Below are 16,227 nucleotides of genomic sequence, written 5' to 3'. Positions count from 1 at the left end.
CCCTACGCTCCTTTATTCCCACCGCACCGCAGTGTGCGGAAGCAAAACTCGATTTCTCTTGAGATTCCCTCGGAGGCAATGGTATAGCTTCCGCGGAAGACCCCGTCTTCATACGAGAGAGTAAACCCGGAAAGCTCCAAATTGGAATAGGCTCCGTCGCTGATCAGCGGCGTGATCCTGAGCCCCTCGGCATCCTCGTCAAGGGGAGAGGGATTGATGCAGAGCTTCCCCTCCTTCAGGAACAGCCGTCCCCCGGAGACGCCGTAGTCCGGGTTGGTAAAGCGGTCCTCCCGCTCCCATGCGGCGTAGCGCAGCACATCGCCCAGCGCCGTATCCACCGTGTCGGCCAGCGTGGCGCTCTCCGCGTCAAAGAGGGAGATGCGGTAGGTATCCGATGCGGAGGCAAGGCCCAGCGACATGGTGGCAATCAGGATCACCAATATCGCCACGGCGGCCAGCGTCTCCACCAGGGTAAAGCCCCTGCTTCTTCTCATCTCACCGCCCCTCCTTCACAAGGGAATAGGAGGTCAGCTTGCCCTCGCCGCCCGCCACACGGACTTCATAGGTCTCCTCCCGCCCGCTGCCGCGGATGGACACCTGTCCCGGCGACGACCGGCTCTCCTCACAGAGCTCAGCAATGTTCCGCTCCGCGCGGAACGCATCTTCTCGCACTCTGACAGAGTGGTTGAGCTGGATTCCGCTCAGGCACATCCGCACCATCATCAGGCTGGCCAGCGTCACCAGCAGAATCGCCGTCAGCGTCTCCACCAGCGTCTCGCCCCGGCTGCAGCGTTTACCCACTCTTGGCACCCCCTTTGGAAATGGTGCCGCCGTCCCACACGATCGCCGTGGTTTCGGTGGTGGTGTATACGTCATAGGTCTCCGTCACCGAAACTTCCTCCCCATCCTCGTTGACCTCCGTGGTCTCATGGGAGCAGGAGGAGGTCTCCCTGGCCTCCGAGTGGGTCAGCGTGGCCTCAAAGGTCAGGGTCATCACATAGTCGGAGCTGTCTGTGGTGAGGGTGAACACCGCCCGGTAGGCGTCGTCCATCTCAAGGCCCGCGTGGACCTCCTCCATATGCTCGGCGCTGACGGTGTAGCCGCCGCCCCCTGTCCGGCCGCAGAATACCGGCCAGGCAGCGTCAGTGAGGAAGTTGCTGTCACCCACGAGGCTGTCGCAGCGCCCGGCGGTATCCTCCTCCCGGCCGCAGGTATACTCCGTGCGGCTGATCCAGCCGCTGCACTCCGATCCGGCCAGCGTCTCCTGAAGGAGCCGCGCCGCGGAGCTCAGGGAGAGGTAGGCCTGTTCCCGTGCCCGACGGTCCTTGAGCCGGGAGGCACTGGCGGTGGCCGACCCCAACACCACCGATCCCACAAGTACGAAGATGAGGCAGACGCCAAGGGCCAGCAGCAGCGACGCGCCACGCCGGCTATGCAGTTTTGACTTGGCGCAGCCCATGTGGTCTCCCCTTTTATCCGATGAATTTCACTGTTGGTTCTTTGCTGGAATCATAGCCGATCCGGAACCGGTAAGAGGTCTTCCCATCCGAGAGCACAAGGTCCGTGGTATCCTTGGCGCCATTGATGATCTCCGGATCGCTGATGAGGTAGAGGTTCATTCCCGGCGGCGCAAGCTCCGGCATCTTGTTGAGCGCGCTCAGGTTCATGCGGACCGTGCCGCCCCGGCTGCTGGTATAGGTGACCGTCCACTCCGATCCGTCCATCCGTCCGCTGAGCAGGATGCCATAGCCCAGAGGGTGCCAGTTTTTCTCCCGCACCGGCCACTGGGACGCCGGTTCTCCATCCAGCCCGATGCTCAGGCCCACGATCTCGGAGTTCCCGTCCGGCCCGCCTGCGCTGTTTTCCCCGCAGAGGATCACAGCCCCCAGATCTCCGGCGGCAATCTGCTCACTGCTCAAAGGCCAGTCTCCCCAGTGGTCCAGGGCAGAGAGCCGCGGATAGGGATAGGCTTTCCCCTGAAGCTCCTGCGCCCAGGGATGGCTCTGCTCCACCGCCGTGTCCAGTGTCCAGGGCCCCGCCATGCGCAGCACCCTCAGTTCGGCCAGCGTGATGGGCTGGCCCACGCCGCCCTGAAGTGCATCGTTGTATCCCGGCCCATAGCCCCACAAGCACGCTTCCGCCGTACCTAAGGGAGCCACTCCGTACTGCCAGGAGCCGCCTTTGATCTCCGCCACGCTGTAGCAGCGCTCCGCACGAAGGCTGCCTCCGGTCACGGCGGCGATTCCCGCGGCGGTGTTTCTTGCCGTTACGGAGCCCGCGGCGTAGCAGTCTGTGATGGTGCCCCCTGTGCAGACCAGGGCGCCCGCGCTGCCGCGCTCCGCCGTCACCGTACAGTTTGCATAGGAAGAGGCGATGGTGCCGCTGTTTTCCACCACCAGCCCCGCCGCATTCCCCAAGCCCGAGGACACGGTTCCCGCCGCATAGCAGCCGGAAACCGATCCGCCGCTGCGGAAGATCAGTCCGCCGGAGGCTCCCTGGCCCTCCACATCGCACCGGGCCCAGGAGTCGATCACGTAGCCGCTGTTCAAAGAGACCAGTGCAGCGGCGGAGTCGCTTCCCGTCCCGGTGATGCTTCCCGTAACGCCGCAGCGCTCCACCCATCCGGTGTTGCTGTTTACCAGCGCAGCGCAGGCATCCAGCTGCCGGATATCCACCTCCTCCAGCAGGAGGTTTCGCAGCGTGCCGTTGTTCCAGAGGAACAGCGTATCCTGTAGGCCCGTGATCCGGTTGCCTCCTCCGTCCACCGTGCAGCCCAAATAGTTGTCGATCCGCGCCGTGGAAGCTCTGGCCTCAATGTCGTGGGTCTGCCGAAAGTTCCACCAGCTTCCGGCGTGGCCGCCGATGTTCTCCAGGTGCTCCGCCGTGCGAAGCTGGAAGGGCTCCTGCTCAGAGGGATAGAGGGTGTCCAGGGACAGCGCCGCTCCAAAATAGAGATTGAAGGTCAAGGTGCGTCCGGTCTTCGTCTCATAGACCGCCTTCCCAGGCAGCAGCAGTGGGCTGAGAAGCTCCTGCCCCCTGTCGCTGAGGGGGTGCAGGTCGCCGCTTGCCCCGCCCCATACCACCGCGACCGAAGGGTTCAAAACCGCGTCGCCGTATCCCTGGAACCATCCGTCCGCCGATTCACCCCTCAGCAAGAGAACGCCGTAACCGGCCTCCGCAATGGACTTCTCATTCCCGGCAAGGCTGTCTTTCAGCGTGTTTTCCCGGTCATATCCATAAAAGCCCCAGGAACCATCACCATACCGCTCATAATAGCAAAGGCCATAAGGCAGTTCCCACTCCACAGGGGCTTCCGTCTCCAGAGGCCAGTCGCCGTAGTGGTCCGACGTCACCATGGGGAAGGGGAATGCCAGCCCCCGCAGTTCGTGGCTGTGGGGATGGCTGTTGCGCACGCTGTTGTCCGCCCGCTCCAACTCCCCATAGGAGGCTGCCGTCAATCCGGCCTGACCGGCTTGGGGGAGGTCATCGTTATAGCCGCTCTGAACCAGGTAGACACATCCGCTTGCACTCAGCGCGCCCTTTCCGAAAAATGCGCCGGAGGCGGTTTGAGCCGTCACCTTGCCGTAGACACGGCAGTCGACACACCGAACCGTGCCGCCTGCATTGCCGATGGCGCCGCCGGCCTGGTCCTCCTCCGCCCGCTGGGCGGTGACCGGGGCGCTGAGCGCGGCGGTCACGGAGGCCGTGGTATAGCACTCCCTGAGTTCCAGTACTCCGCCTGCGCTGCAAAGCCCCGTCAGGCCGCCCACCCTTGAGTTGCCGGTGACCGAACCCGAGGCATAGGAACGCTCCACATGCAAGCCGCCGTCCACCTGGCCCACCAGGCCGCCGACGTACCAGTTTCCGGTGACGTCTATTGCCGAAAAGGAGTCTTTTATCCGCAGTGTGCCGCTTTCGCACCGGCCCGCCAGGCCGCCCACAGCGCTGCCCCGGGCCGTCACAGAACCGGAACTCCCCTGCCAGACGCCGCAGTTTTCCACCGCCGACTCCCCGCCGATGCTGCCGGCCAAGGCTCCCGCGTAACTCCCGGCGGCACTGACAGCCACATCCTTCATCCGCACATTGCGCACGGTGCACCCCCGCAGGGAACTGAACAACCCCACAGAGTCAGCGCCGGCGATCCGAAACCCCTCCAAAAGGTTCCCGCAGCCGTCATAGCTGGTGCCGCCGCTGAAGAGGGGCTCATTTACAATGGGGGAAAAGACGGACAGCGGCCGTTCCCCCGACGATGCGCCGGGCATCACAAGCTCCTGCCAATTGTCCGGGGCAAAAGCGATGTCCGCCGTCTGGCGGATGCTGGTTCCGGCCCGGCCCTCATAGCAGTCGCCGCGCAGGTTGTTCAAATGGCGCAGGCAGGCCACGTCCAACTCCACAGCGCCCTCCGCCTCCCGCTTCTGCGCAAAAAGGCTGTTCACCGCGATCCAGGTCTCGCCCCGCAGGACCTCTTCTTTTCCACTGTAGGTGATGACCGCCGTCACGGTCAGGTTGTCGCCCGGCGTCAAACGCCCCTCGGTGAGCTCCGCAAAATGCTCTCCCTGCCGCAGGCTGTCCAACAGCAGCCTCGTGGTCACCTCTCCCGTGGCAAGCACGCTGAACTCCGCGTCGCCGCCCGTGTAGCTGCGGCTCCAGCGGTGATCCGCCGCTCCGGACTCGTCGGCCACGGTGATCGTCAGCGTCAAATTCCTCTGGTCAATCACCGCCTCTTTCAGGCCGGCACAGTGAAACACTATGTAAAGATCCTCGCTGTTCACTGCCTCCAGCGTGGGCTTGAGCGCCGGGTTCTCCCCGGCGGCAGCAGCGGAAAAGCCGCCGTAATAGCCGATCTCCACCGCTTTGCGGTCCTCCCTGCTGCGGCTGGACAGGGCGGTGACCTCCGAATAGCGCAGCGGCCGCTCAGCATAAAAAAGCCCGTACAGGCTGCCGCCGGCCGGGTCCAACTCCAGCAGGAAGCTGCCCTCCGGTGCCAGCGTAGAAAGGGTCAGGCAGGCGTCGGGAAAGAGCTCCTCCGCCTGGGAGGAAGGGATGTAATAGAGTCCGGTCCAGGTGTCGTCCTCCGCATCCTGGGGCTTTGCTCCCAAAACCTCCAGGCTCTGCTCCGGCGTCAGGGCCGCCTGGAGGTCCGGCAGGGTGCCTGTGGCCTTTCGGACGGTCAGCTCATTCTGCACGGTGAGATACAGAGAACGGGCGGTGTCGTCCAGCTCCCGAAGCTTCAGGCTCTGGCGCAGTGTGAGCACGGATGGAATCGCGATGGACGCCAATACAACGACCAGCACAACGGCCAACAGCGCCTCCTGAAGGGTGAAGCCGCGATTTTCCCGATTGCCCATTGCTGCTTCCCTCCCACAAGCGTACGCCAACCACCCCGGCCGAAGTAAAAAACTGCCGCTGTTGAGTTGCAGCGACAGTTTTAACACGGTTTCACATCAATACAGGGAAAAATTAAAGTTCCCCAATTTCTGTGTTGCAGCTGGCTGTCGTAGATGTCTGACGATCCTATAGCTTTGCGTCGCCGGCTTTCGCCGGGTTTGCCCTACACATGGGTTTATGTTACCACGCAGGCTTTGAAATTTCAACTTAAATCTCTTGTTTCTTCTTTATTTTACAGCATTTCCCACGGCTCCATCCATGAAGATCACCCGATCTCACAGCCTCACTGCCCTTTATCACGGGGAAGCCCATAGAGATCGTGGGCCCAGCGGAGGATTTTTTCCTGGCAGGCGATCAGCCCCTCCCCCCGCAAAAGCTCCCGGAACAGGTCGTCGGCATCCATCTGTCCCTCCGACGCGTCGTGAAACTCCGACTCTGACATCTCCGGCACTTCCTTGATTCCCAGCGCGTCCACAAGCTCCAACAGCGTCAGTCTGGTCATATTGTCCCTCCCTTACATCATGCTCCTATTTTGGCTCAAGATGGGAAAACTATGCAAAAAAATCCCTCCCCGGAGGGAGGGATGTCTATTCGATCTGATCCAGTAAAAATGCGATGGCAAACCCGCCGAAAAAGCACACCGCCGCCCCAAGGGCCTCTCCGGCGCCTGTATAGGCCGTGGGGATGATCATGACTGTGGAGGCAATGACGATCCCCACCACCCCATGAAACGCCACCGAGTAATGGGCGCGGAACAGATAGCTCATCAGCCTGGACAGCAGCGCCACCGTCACCACCAATCCCGGAATCCAGGCGGTCATCACCACGATGTCCAGATTGGAGATACCCTCTGTCAGATGCTGGTAGAGCCCCAGGGACATCAGGATGGAGGCCGTGGTCATGCCGGGGATCACAATGCCCAGTCCCCAGAGGAATCCGCAGAAGGTGTACCACCAGAAGTTAGGCTCCACCTGCACGGTGGCAACATGGCCCACATAATAAAGCCCTGCCCCCATGGCAAGGGCACAGACTGTCAACGCCGCCCAGGAGGGCCATCCGCGGCCCTCCTTTCCCGCCTCCCGGAAAAGCGAGGGCATGGTGCCCACGATCAAACCGATAAAAAGCCAGGTGGCCAGCAGCTCCGAGGCGCTGAACAAGACGGCAATCAGCTTGGCAAAGCCGAAAAAGCCCAGCACCCAGCCCATCGCCACGGGCACGAACATCCGCCAGTATTTGCTCAGCCCCCGCTTGGGGTGGGTCAGAATTTCCATCATGGGGCGGTAGTAGCCAAACACCACGCACAGCACGCCGCCGCTGACGCCCGGCAAAATCGCGCCGCCGCCCATCAGTGCGCCGCAAATCAGCCCAAGAACCCAGTTTTTTTTCTCTTCCCTGTCGCTCATAGCGCGCCTTCCCAACGTATGATCTGTTTGTCCAGAAGTATAACAGGTTTTTTCACAAGTTTCAATTCCACTGCTGAAGAATGCGGCCCCGCCCTGCTTTTTTCTTTATTTTGTACAGAATCAAATATTTTGTACAAATCCGCCCCGCTATTTTTCAATTTTTGCGTGCAACACGCACAGTTGACAAATCTGGCGTTTCCATGTAAACTCAAAACAATAACAACTGAATATGAAAAAGACAATGAAGAGAAGAGTAAGCGTTGAGATACGTTGCAGAGAGCCTCGGCCGGTGGAAACGAGGTACGGAAGGCATCGCTGAACATGGTCTTGGAGTTGCGCACCGACTGCTGGAAACCGCATAGGCTGCGACGGAAGCGCCCGTCATCGCGCAGGAGTGTGCTGGCACTCTCAAAGGCCGCTTTTGTGAAGAAGCGGCGAACCAAGGTGGTACCACGATTTTCGAATCGTCCTTGATGCAATGCATCGGGGACGATTTTTTTGTTTCGCGGCCCTTGGGCCAATTCCGTTACAGGAGGGATTCATTCCGTGAGTGAACCGATTATTCAGATTGAGCACCTGAGCAAGACCTTTGGCACCGGCGAGGGAGCCGTGACGGCGCTCAACGATATCACCTTATCCGTGGAAGCCGGGGAGATTTTCGGCATCATCGGCCTCTCCGGCGCGGGGAAGTCCACGCTGGTGCGCTGTATGAACCTGCTGGAGCGCCCCACCGGCGGCTCCGTGCGGGTCAACGGCGCGGAGATCACGTCTCTGCGCCCCAAGGAGCTGCGCCAAGCCCGCCGGTCCATCAGCATGATTTTCCAAAGCTTCAACCTGCTGATGCAGCGCACCTGCCTCAAAAACATCTGCTTCCCCCTGGAGATCAACGGGGTCGGCGCCGAGCAGGCCAAAAATCGGGCCATGGAGCTGCTGGACCTGGTCGGGCTGTCCGATAAGGCCGACGCCTACCCGGTGCAGCTCTCCGGCGGCCAGAAGCAGCGCATCGCCATCGCCCGCGCCCTGGCCACCGACCCCAAGGTGCTGCTGTGCGACGAGGCCACCTCCGCCCTGGACCCCACCACCACCCAGTCCATTCTGGCGCTGCTGAAAGATTTAAATGAGAAGCTTGGCGTCACGGTGGTGGTCATCACCCATCAGATGAGCGTCATCGAAGAGATTTGCTCCCGGGTCGCCATCCTGGACGGCGGGTCGGTGGCTGAACAGGGCCGGGTGGAAGACATTTTCTCCAACCCCACCACCGACGCGGCCCGGCGTTTGGTCTACCCCGGCGGCGCCCAGATCGAGCAGTTCCCCGCCCAGCGGGTGGTCCGGGTGGCCTTCAACGGCGGCTCCGCCTACGAGCCCCTGATCGCGTCGCTGGCCATTGAGTGCGGCGTCAAGGCGAACATCTTGGGCGCCGACACCCGCAACGTCAACGGCAAGGCCTTCGGCACCATGCTCCTGGGCCTTCCGGGAGACCCCAACGAGGCCGCAAAGGCCCTCTCCTACATCCGGGCCCAGCCCGACGTCACGGTGGAGGAGGTGGAAGAAAATGCTTGATCTCTTTACCTCCGGCTTTTGGTCCGAATACGGTAAGCTGCTCTTGGACGGCACCTGCGACACACTGGTGATGGTCCTTGTGTCCACGGTGTTCGCCTATGTGATCGGCCTTCCTCTGGGGGTGCTGCTGGTCCTGACCCAGCCCCACGGCATCTGGCCCCACAGGATGCTCAACCGCATCCTGGGCTGGATCATCAACATCGGCCGGAGCCTGCCCTTCATCATCCTGATGATCGCCATCATGGACTTCACCAAGCTGATCGTGGGCACCAAGATCGGCGTCAAGGGCGCCATTGTTCCGCTGATCGTCTCCGCCGCGCCTTTCATCGCCCGCATGGTGGAGACCTCCCTGGCCGAGGTGGACGCCGGTGTGGTGGAGGCGGCCCAGTCCATGGGAGCGTCCATCCCCCAGATCGTCTGGAAGGTCTATCTGCCGGAAGCCATGCCCTCGCTGGTGCTGGGCGGCTCCATCTCCGTCATCACCATCCTCGCCTACACCGCCATCGCGGGCGCCGTGGGCGCGGGAGGGCTGGGTGACCTGGCCATCCGCTACGGATACCAGAGAAACGTCCCCGCAATGATGTTAGCCACGGTCATCCTGCTGATCGTGCTGGTGCAGGTCATTCAATCCGTTTTCAGTTTGCTGTCAGCCAAGCTTGACAAGCGCTTGAAATAATCCAAACATCTTAAGGAGGAAATCGTATGAACAAGAAGGTATTGTCTCTCATCCTGGCCCTGGCCCTGAGCCTGTCCCTGGCCGCCTGCGGCAGCAGCGGAAACGGCAGCGCCTCCGGCTCCGGTTCTCAGTCCGGCAGCGGGAGCAGCTCCGCCGAAACCGTGGTTTTGAAGGTCGCCGCCTCTCCCACGCCCCACGCCCAGATCCTGGAGCAGGTGAAGCCCGTCCTGGCCGAGCAGGGCATCGATCTGCAGATCACCGAATACGGCGATTACGTGGTCCCCAACACCGCTGTGGAAGAGGGGGACGAGGACGTGAACTACTTCCAGCACCAGCCCTATCTGGATGAGTTCAACGAGGGCAACGGCACTCACCTGGTCAGCGTGGCCACCATCCACTATGAGCCCTTCGGCATCTACCCGGGCAAGACCGCCTCTTTGGAAGACCTGCCTGACGGCGCCACCGTGGGCGTGCCCAGCGATGTGACCAACGAGGCCCGCGCACTGCAGCTGCTGGAGGCCCAGGGCCTGATCAAGCTGAAGGAGGGCGCCGGATTGAACGCCACCCCCAACGACATCGAGGAAAACCCCAAGAACCTGCAGTTCAAGGAGTTGGAGGCAGCCATGCTGCCCAACGTCACCTCTGAGGTGGACATCGCTGTCATCAACGGCAACTATGCCCTGCAGGCCGGCTTCTCCTCCGCCCAGGACGCCATCGCCCTGGAGGATTCCTCCTCCGAAGCCGCCCAGACCTTTGCCAACGTCATCGTGGTGAAGGAGGGCAACGAAAACAATGCCGCAGTTCTGGCTCTGGTGGAGGCGCTGAAGTCTGACGCCGTCCGCGACTACATCAACGACACCTTCCAGGGCAACGTGCTGCCCATCTTCTAAGGCAGACTCTAAGGAGCCCCGGTTCCCAATTGGGAACCGGGGCTCTATTCTTCCTTCGACGAGACGATGGCTGCATCGGGCTCAGATTTCCCGTGCGGCGGCCATCTATATTCCCCCACTTTGCTTTTCGCCTCCGGTGTGCTATGATGTCTTATAGTTTAAATGCCGGCTATTCCGCCGGAGCATGTAAGGAGCGATTTTATGAACGTTTCTCGCACCGTCACCGACCTGGTGGGCCACACCCCTCTTTTGGAGCTGCGGCGGTTTGGGCAGGGCCTCCCGGCCACGATACTGGCAAAATTGGAGTATCTCAACCCCGCCGGCAGCGCCAAGGACCGGGTGGCCAAGGCCATGGTGGAGGACGCGGAAAAAAGGGGCCTTCTGAAAAGCGGCTCCGTCCTCATCGAGCCCACCTCCGGCAACACCGGCATTGGCCTTGCCTCCGTGGCCGCCGCCCGGGGCTACCGCATCATCCTCACCATGCCGGAGACCATGAGCGCGGAGCGCCGGGCGCTGCTGAAGGCCTACGGCGCCGAACTGGTGCTGACAGAGGGCGCAAAGGGGATGCAGGGCGCGGTGGACAAGGCGGAGGAGCTGGCCAGAACCATCCCGGGCAGCTTCCTCCCCGGCCAATTTGTCAATCCCGCCAACCCGGCGGCCCACTACGCCACAACAGGCCCTGAGATCTGGGAGGACACAGAGGGCCATGTGGACTTCTTTGTGGCTGGCGTGGGCACCGGCGGCACGCTCACGGGCGCGGGCCGGTATCTGAAGGAGCAGAATCCCAATCTGAAGGTGGTGGCGGTGGAGCCCGCCTCCTCCCCTCTGCTGTCCCAGGGCAAGGCCGGCCCCCACGGCCTTCAGGGCATCGGGGCCAACTTCATCCCCGACACGCTGGACCGGAGCGTCTACGATGAAATTCTGACGGTCAGCGACGAGGATGCCTATCGAACTGGCCGTTCCATCGCCCGCCAGGAAGGGGTTTTGGTGGGCATCACTTCCGGAGCCGCCCTCTGGGCCGCGGCTGAGCTGGCCAAGAGGCCGGAAAACCGGGGAAAGGTCATCGTCGCCCTGCTCCCGGACAGCGGCGAGCGGTATCTCTCCACCCCTCTCTTTTCTGAATAGCAAACGGAAGAAGCCGGCTGACAGCCGGCTTCTTCCGTTTGCCTGGTCGAACCCAGTCGACATTGGATTTGACTCACCTGCGGAGCTATGCTATTCTATAGTTATATTGGGAGCTTTTTTTCTTGAGGAGGAATACTATGACATTGGATCAACTTGCCGTCGGCCAGTCTGCGGTCATCACCAAGGTGGGCGGAGAGGGGACGCTGCGGTGCCGGCTGCTGGACATGGGCCTGATTCCGCGAACCGCTGTGACGCTCAAAAAGGTGGCGCCCATGGGAGACCCCATGGAACTGCGGGTACGGGGATATGAGCTGACACTGCGCCGGGACGACGCCGCAAAGATCGAAGTGGAGGCGCGGCAGAGATGATTTTTGCACTGGCCGGCAATCAGAACTGCGGCAAGACCACCCTGTTCAATCAACTCACCGGTTCCAACCAGCACGTGGGCAATTTCCCCGGCGTCACAGTGGATCAGAAGTCCGGCGTGATCCGGGGCCACAGAGACTGCACGGTGGTGGACCTGCCCGGCATCTACTCTATCCGCCCCTACAGCGGCGAAGAGATCGTCACCCGGGATTTTCTCCTCAATCAAAAGCCCGACGGCATCATCAACATCGTGGATGCAACCAACATCGAGCGCAACCTCTATCTGACACTGCAGCTTATTGAGCTGCAGGTACCCATGGTGCTGGCGCTGAACATGATGGACGAGGTCCGCTCCGGCGGCGGGACCATCGACGTGAAGAAGATGTCCCAGCGGCTGGGCATCCCGGTCATCCCCATCAGCGCCGTGAAAAACGAGGGCATTTCAGAGCTGTTAGACGCGCTGCTCCAGGTGGCCAAGAACCGGGTCCGGCCGGCTGTCACCGACTTTTGCAGCCAGGAAAGCCCTGTCCACCGCTGCATTCACGCCGTGTGCCACCAAATTGCCGACCATGCGGAAGCTGCGGGGATTCCCATCCGCTTTGCCGCCACCAAGCTCATTGAGGAGGACGGCGACATTGTGGAGCGGCTGCACCTGGCCCAGAATGAGATCGAGCTGACAGAGCATTTGGTGGTCCAGATGGAAACGGAGCATGGGATGGACCGCAACGCGGCCCTGGCGGATATGCGCTACGACTTCATTGAATCCGTCTGCCGGGACACCGTGGTGCGCTGCCATGAGAGCCGGGAGCGGGCGCGCAGCGAAAAGTTGGACAATCTGCTGACCCACCGGATTCTCGCCATCCCGCTGTTTCTTGGCATCATGCTGTTTATCTTCTGGCTGACCTTTGATGTGATCGGCGCCTTTTTGTCCGACCTGCTGGCCTCCGGAATCGGCGCGCTGACCGCCTGGACCGACGCCGGACTGAGCGCCTACGGCATCAACCCGGTGGTACATAGCCTGGTGATTGACGGCATCTTTACCGGCGTGGGCAGCGTGCTCAGCTTCCTGCCCATCATTGTGGTGCTGTTTTTCTTCCTCTCCATCTTGGAGGATACGGGATATATGGCCCGGGTGGCTTTCGTGATGGACAAGCTGCTGCGCAGGATCGGCCTTTCGGGCCGCAGCATCGTCCCCATGCTCATCGGCTTCGGCTGCTCCGTGCCCGCCATTATGGCCACCCGCACCCTCTCATCGGAGCGGGACCGGAAGATGACCATTCTCCTGACGCCGTTTATGAGCTGCTCCGCCAAAATCCCCATCTACTCCGTCTTTACCGCCGCCTTCTTCCCCCGCCACCGGGCGTTGGTGATGATCGGCCTGTATGTCACCGGCATCTTAGTGGGTATTGTAGCCGCCAAGGGCTTTGGAAAGACGCTCTTTCGCGGCAACCCCGTCCCCTTTGTCATGGAGCTCCCCAACTACCGCTTCCCCTCCCTCAAGAGTGTATTTCAGCTGTGCTGGGAAAAGGCCCGGGACTTTCTCCAGCGGGCGTTTACCGTGATTTTTGTGGCCACGCTGATCGTGTGGTTCCTCCAGACCTTCGACACCCGCCTCAACGTGGTCTCCAACAGTGCCGACAGCCTGCTGGCCCTGGTGGGCCAGTTCCTCACTCCCCTTTTCGCCCCGTTGGGCTTTGGGGATTGGCGCGTGTCCACCTCCCTGATCACCGGGTTCATTGCCAAGGAGTCCGTCATCAGCACCCTGGGCGTTCTCTTGGGCGGCAGTTCCAATGTGTCCGCCGCAATCGCGGGCCTCTTCTCCACGGCTACCGCCCTCAGCTTCCTCGTGTTCACCCTACTCTACACCCCCTGCGTTGCCGCCATCTCCGCGGTCCGGAGGGAACTGCACTCCGGGTGGAAGGCCGCGGGCGTGGCCCTGTTCCAGTGCTGTGTGGCCTGGGCCGCCGCCTTTTTGGCCTACCACGCGGCGCTGCTGCTCTTTTGAAAGGAGGCTCTTTTGGGCAGTTTAGACTATGGCATCCTGCTGTTGCTGGGCCTCTGGCTCATTTTTGCCCTCCGTCCCCGGAAACGGGGCTGCGGCGGCAGTTGTGAATGCTGCTCCAGGCACTGTGGGCAGAATCCCCGCGCCAAATAAAAAAAGCTGCCGCGGCCAAAAGCCGCGGCAGCTTTTTTCTAAAACCATTTCTTCTTTTTAAAGTACCAAATCAGCCCCGCGCAGATCAGCAGGCTGCACAGGATAAAAACCGGATAGCTGTAAGGCCAGGACAGCTCGGGCATATTCTTGAAGTTCATCCCGTACCACCCCACCAACAGCGTCAGCGGCAAAAACACCGCGGTGATCACCGTAAAGATCCGCATCAGATTGTTCTGCTCAATGTCGATCTGAGATTGATAGGCCTCCCGCATCTGCGTCACGTAATCCCGGAGATTCAGCACACTGCCCCGGTAGCGCTCAGTCCGGTTGGCGAGGATCGCAAGATGGCGGACCGCGTCCTCTGTCAAAAGGCCGTTGTCATTGGCCGTCAGATTGTCCAGAATGGCGTCCAACTGCTCATAATACCGCTTCAGACGTAAAAGCTCCTTTCGGTACTCCACGATCTTGTCCAAATAGTCCCGCCGGGAACTCTTCAGGGCCGCGTCCTCCGCATCGGTGATCTCCCCTTCATACTGCTCCAGATGGGCCAGGTCCTCCTGCAGAAGACCCAGGAAAAAGCGATACAGTGTCCGCTCATTCCCCTCCCCTTCCGGGAGCAGGGCCCGCACCTTTTCATACGCCTTTTTGTCCTCACAAAAGAAGAACAGGTCCTCCCGGTCCAGATAGATCAAAATGCGGGAGGTATCCGTTCCCGCATAGCTCACATCATACCAGTCAAAGGCCAGAAGGTCATACTCCGCCATGCCCTCAAATGTCACCACCTGGCCGGAGCGGATGTGCTCCGCCACCCGATCATCCATGTCAGAGGAACAGGTCTCCATCTCATTTATATAAAGGACCTTCTGCATCGGCACGCCTCCCATCTCAACAGTTGTGATTGTATCATATTTTCTATAAATTACAACCGCTCTTTGCGCTCCAACTGTTTCCAGCTATTCCGGTTGCATAAGCAACATGCATTTTGACGGAGGTATGCTACAATGAGTGCATCTTAGAGAGGAGGCGTCATATGGAAAAAACCTGCGCCGGCTGCGGGGCCTGCGGCCATCCGCCCCAGTTTCCCCAATTCCGTCCCGGCCGCCCGCCCATCCCCATCTGCCGCCTGAGCGGGGAACCAGGCGCCTTTGACAACACTCATCTGCTGATCGCCGCCTCCTGCACCGCTTACACCTGCAGTGAGTTCCATCAGCGCTTTGTCCGCAGCCGCACGGTTTTGATCGGCTGTCCCGACGCGGAGCACTCCGACTATCTTGAAAAGCTCAGCACACTGATTGCCGAAAACGACGTCAAGACCGTCACTCTGGTCCGCATGGAATCCGCCTGCTGCGACGCTTTGGCCGCGGCAGTCAGAGCCGCGCTGCTCGGCAGCGAAAAGTTCATCCCCTGGCAGATCATCACCTTGCGCCCCGACGGCTCTGTGGTGGAATGAGATCGTATCCGATTTTTTAAACGGAGGACCGCGTGGCTTTGCTTCCCTGCTCACCTCCTTTTTCCCTCATATGGATTTCAGACGTATGTCATGCCCTGTGAGTCCAGCTCCCAACGAAAACCAGCCTGCCGCAGTCGCAGCAGGCTGGTTTTCATATTTTCTTGTTCAATGCATGTTCCTTGATCTTCTGGAAGGTTTCGTCACTGAGATCGTGTTCCACCTTGCAGGCGTCCGACGCCGCCACCTCAGGGTCCACCCCCAGCCGGACGAAGAACTCCGTCAGCAGGCGGTGGCGCTCATAGATCCGCTCTGCAATCTCCCGTCCGGAGGGCTGGAGCTGAATGGACCCGTCGCCGCAAATTTCAATAAATCCGCTCTGGCGCAGCTTTTTCATTGCCACGCTGACGCTGGGTTTTGTAAAATTCAGAGCATTTGCCACGTCGACGGAGCGCACAGAGCCCATCTGCTCCTCCAGCCTGAGGATGGCCTCCAAATAGTTTTCAGATGATTCATAAATATTCATAATCAGATTCTCCTTGAATCCGCCGATTTTTCTACAGGTTACCACAAACCTTTTCATTTGGCAAGAAATCACAAAAGAGGGCTTGACAAAAAAACACATCCGGATTATATTAGTAGTCATCCAGGGAGTTAGCTTACACTAACTCCCATCAAAACCCCGTATTGTTAGTCTTGGCTAACCATTTGAGGAGGGAGGCAAAATGATACCTTTGACGATGGCAAAAACAGGCGAAACGGTGATCATCCGGAAAGTAACCGGGAAAGACGAGGTGCGCCAGCACCTGGCGGAACTGGGGTTTGTGGTGGACGGCACAGTGACTGTGGTCAGCGAACTTGCCGGAAATCTGATTCTTCAGGTAAAGGACAGCCGCATCGCACTGGACAAAACCATGGCAAACCGGATTATGATTTAAGGAGGCGAATGGAGAATGAAAACATTGAAAGACGCCAAGGTGGGCGAGACCGCAGTCGTACTGAAACTCCACGGTGCGGGTGCCGTCAAGCGCAGGATTATGGATATGGGCATCACCCGCGGCGTGGAAATCCACGTGCGCAAAGTGGCTCCGCTGGGCGATCCCATGGAGCTGAACGTACGCGGCTATGAGCTGAGCGTACGCAAGGCCGATGCGGAGATGATTGAAATCGGCTGAGGCCGCTTTTTTTGAGCCAAGTAGTTAGTATATGCTAACTAA

General features: G+C 60.4%; 18 protein-coding genes, 1 riboswitch and 1 other annotated feature. Of the genes, 10 read left to right on the top strand and 8 right to left on the bottom strand.

Features of this window, described 5'->3' with window-relative positions; translation table 11 throughout:
• Nucleotides 1-2 precede the first annotated feature (2 nt).
• The 6 genes from H8790_RS04260 to H8790_RS04235 form a co-directional block, all read right to left on the bottom strand.
• The gene (locus tag H8790_RS04260) at nt 3-494 is read right to left on the bottom strand and encodes a type II secretion system protein (protein ID WP_187333692.1); all 492 of its coding nucleotides are present in this window, start codon (nt 492-494) and stop codon (nt 3-5) included.
• A 1-nt stretch (nt 495) separates the two neighbouring features.
• Nucleotides 496-801, bottom strand: a complete 306-nt coding sequence (locus H8790_RS04255; RefSeq protein ID WP_187333691.1) for a type IV pilus modification PilV family protein — start codon at nt 799-801, stop codon at nt 496-498.
• Complete coding sequence (locus H8790_RS04250) at nt 794-1,459, bottom strand: hypothetical protein (protein WP_187333690.1); 666 nt, start codon at nt 1,457-1,459, stop codon at nt 794-796. The genes H8790_RS04255 and H8790_RS04250 overlap by 8 nt, the downstream gene beginning before the upstream one ends.
• 13 nt (nt 1,460-1,472) lie before the next feature.
• On the bottom strand, nt 1,473-5,348 hold the full coding sequence (locus H8790_RS04245; RefSeq protein ID WP_187333689.1) for a hypothetical protein: 3,876 nt from the start codon (nt 5,346-5,348) through the stop codon (nt 1,473-1,475).
• 132 nt (nt 5,349-5,480) lie between these two features.
• A riboswitch (cyclic di-GMP riboswitch) is annotated at nt 5,481-5,561 on the bottom strand.
• 110 nt (nt 5,562-5,671) lie between these two features.
• Nucleotides 5,672-5,890 carry a hypothetical protein gene (locus H8790_RS04240; RefSeq protein WP_187333688.1) on the bottom strand — a complete coding sequence of 73 codons (219 nt, stop codon included), beginning with the start codon at nt 5,888-5,890 and terminating at the stop codon, nt 5,672-5,674.
• An 85-nt stretch (nt 5,891-5,975) separates the two neighbouring features.
• A complete protein-coding gene (locus H8790_RS04235; RefSeq protein ID WP_187333687.1) occupies nt 5,976-6,791 on the bottom strand; it encodes a DUF368 domain-containing protein in 816 nt (271 codons plus the stop codon).
• Nucleotides 6,792-7,023: 232 nt separating this feature from the next.
• Nucleotides 7,024-7,266: a binding site (T-box leader), on the top strand.
• Between the two features lie 83 nt (nt 7,267-7,349).
• Between H8790_RS04235 and H8790_RS04230 the strand changes: the two genes are divergently transcribed.
• The 7 genes from H8790_RS04230 (at nt 7,350) to H8790_RS04200 (ending at nt 13,563) form a co-directional block, all read left to right on the top strand.
• Complete coding sequence (locus H8790_RS04230; protein WP_187334224.1) at nt 7,350-8,351, top strand: methionine ABC transporter ATP-binding protein; 1,002 nt, start codon at nt 7,350-7,352, stop codon at nt 8,349-8,351.
• Nucleotides 8,344-9,027, top strand: a complete 684-nt coding sequence (locus tag H8790_RS04225; RefSeq protein WP_187333686.1) for a methionine ABC transporter permease — start codon at nt 8,344-8,346, stop codon at nt 9,025-9,027. The genes H8790_RS04230 and H8790_RS04225 overlap by 8 nt, the downstream gene beginning before the upstream one ends.
• A gap of 26 nt (nt 9,028-9,053) precedes the next feature.
• The gene (locus tag H8790_RS04220) at nt 9,054-9,917 is read left to right on the top strand and encodes a MetQ/NlpA family ABC transporter substrate-binding protein (protein WP_187333685.1); all 864 of its coding nucleotides are present in this window, start codon (nt 9,054-9,056) and stop codon (nt 9,915-9,917) included.
• Between the two features lie 201 nt (nt 9,918-10,118).
• A complete protein-coding gene (gene cysK, locus H8790_RS04215; protein WP_187333684.1) occupies nt 10,119-11,042 on the top strand; it encodes a cysteine synthase A in 924 nt (307 codons plus the stop codon).
• Between the two features lie 137 nt (nt 11,043-11,179).
• Nucleotides 11,180-11,410, top strand: coding sequence for a FeoA family protein (locus H8790_RS04210; RefSeq protein ID WP_187333683.1), 231 nt, complete (start codon nt 11,180-11,182; stop codon nt 11,408-11,410).
• The gene (gene feoB / locus H8790_RS04205; RefSeq protein WP_187333682.1) at nt 11,407-13,413 is read left to right on the top strand and encodes a ferrous iron transport protein B; all 2,007 of its coding nucleotides are present in this window, start codon (nt 11,407-11,409) and stop codon (nt 13,411-13,413) included. Before H8790_RS04210 ends, feoB begins: the two co-directional genes overlap by 4 nt.
• A gap of 12 nt (nt 13,414-13,425) precedes the next feature.
• The gene (locus tag H8790_RS04200) at nt 13,426-13,563 is read left to right on the top strand and encodes a hypothetical protein (RefSeq protein ID WP_187333681.1); all 138 of its coding nucleotides are present in this window, start codon (nt 13,426-13,428) and stop codon (nt 13,561-13,563) included.
• Nucleotides 13,564-13,601: 38 nt separating this feature from the next.
• Here H8790_RS04200 and H8790_RS04195 read toward each other — a convergent pair whose 3' ends face one another.
• On the bottom strand, nt 13,602-14,432 hold the full coding sequence (locus H8790_RS04195) for a magnesium transporter CorA family protein (RefSeq protein ID WP_187333680.1): 831 nt from the start codon (nt 14,430-14,432) through the stop codon (nt 13,602-13,604).
• Nucleotides 14,433-14,593: 161 nt separating this feature from the next.
• On the opposite strand from H8790_RS04195, the gene H8790_RS04190 reads away from it, so the two are divergent.
• Nucleotides 14,594-15,013 carry a hypothetical protein gene (locus tag H8790_RS04190; protein ID WP_187333679.1) on the top strand — a complete coding sequence of 140 codons (420 nt, stop codon included), beginning with the start codon at nt 14,594-14,596 and terminating at the stop codon, nt 15,011-15,013.
• A gap of 151 nt (nt 15,014-15,164) precedes the next feature.
• Here H8790_RS04190 and H8790_RS04185 read toward each other — a convergent pair whose 3' ends face one another.
• The gene (locus tag H8790_RS04185) at nt 15,165-15,536 is read right to left on the bottom strand and encodes a metal-dependent transcriptional regulator (RefSeq protein WP_187333678.1); all 372 of its coding nucleotides are present in this window, start codon (nt 15,534-15,536) and stop codon (nt 15,165-15,167) included.
• Between the two features lie 199 nt (nt 15,537-15,735).
• On the opposite strand from H8790_RS04185, the gene H8790_RS04180 reads away from it, so the two are divergent.
• Nucleotides 15,736-15,948, top strand: coding sequence for a FeoA family protein (locus H8790_RS04180; RefSeq protein WP_187333677.1), 213 nt, complete (start codon nt 15,736-15,738; stop codon nt 15,946-15,948).
• A 15-nt stretch (nt 15,949-15,963) separates the two neighbouring features.
• Complete coding sequence (locus H8790_RS04175) at nt 15,964-16,185, top strand: FeoA family protein (RefSeq protein WP_187333676.1); 222 nt, start codon at nt 15,964-15,966, stop codon at nt 16,183-16,185.
• Nucleotides 16,186-16,227 lie beyond the last annotated feature (42 nt).

Origin of the sequence: Oscillibacter hominis (assembly GCF_014334055.1) — a bacterium.
In the GTDB taxonomy this organism is placed as follows: Bacteria; Bacillota; Clostridia; order Oscillospirales; family Oscillospiraceae; genus Oscillibacter; species Oscillibacter hominis.
This window is presented reverse-complemented; position numbering and strand designations above follow the sequence as displayed.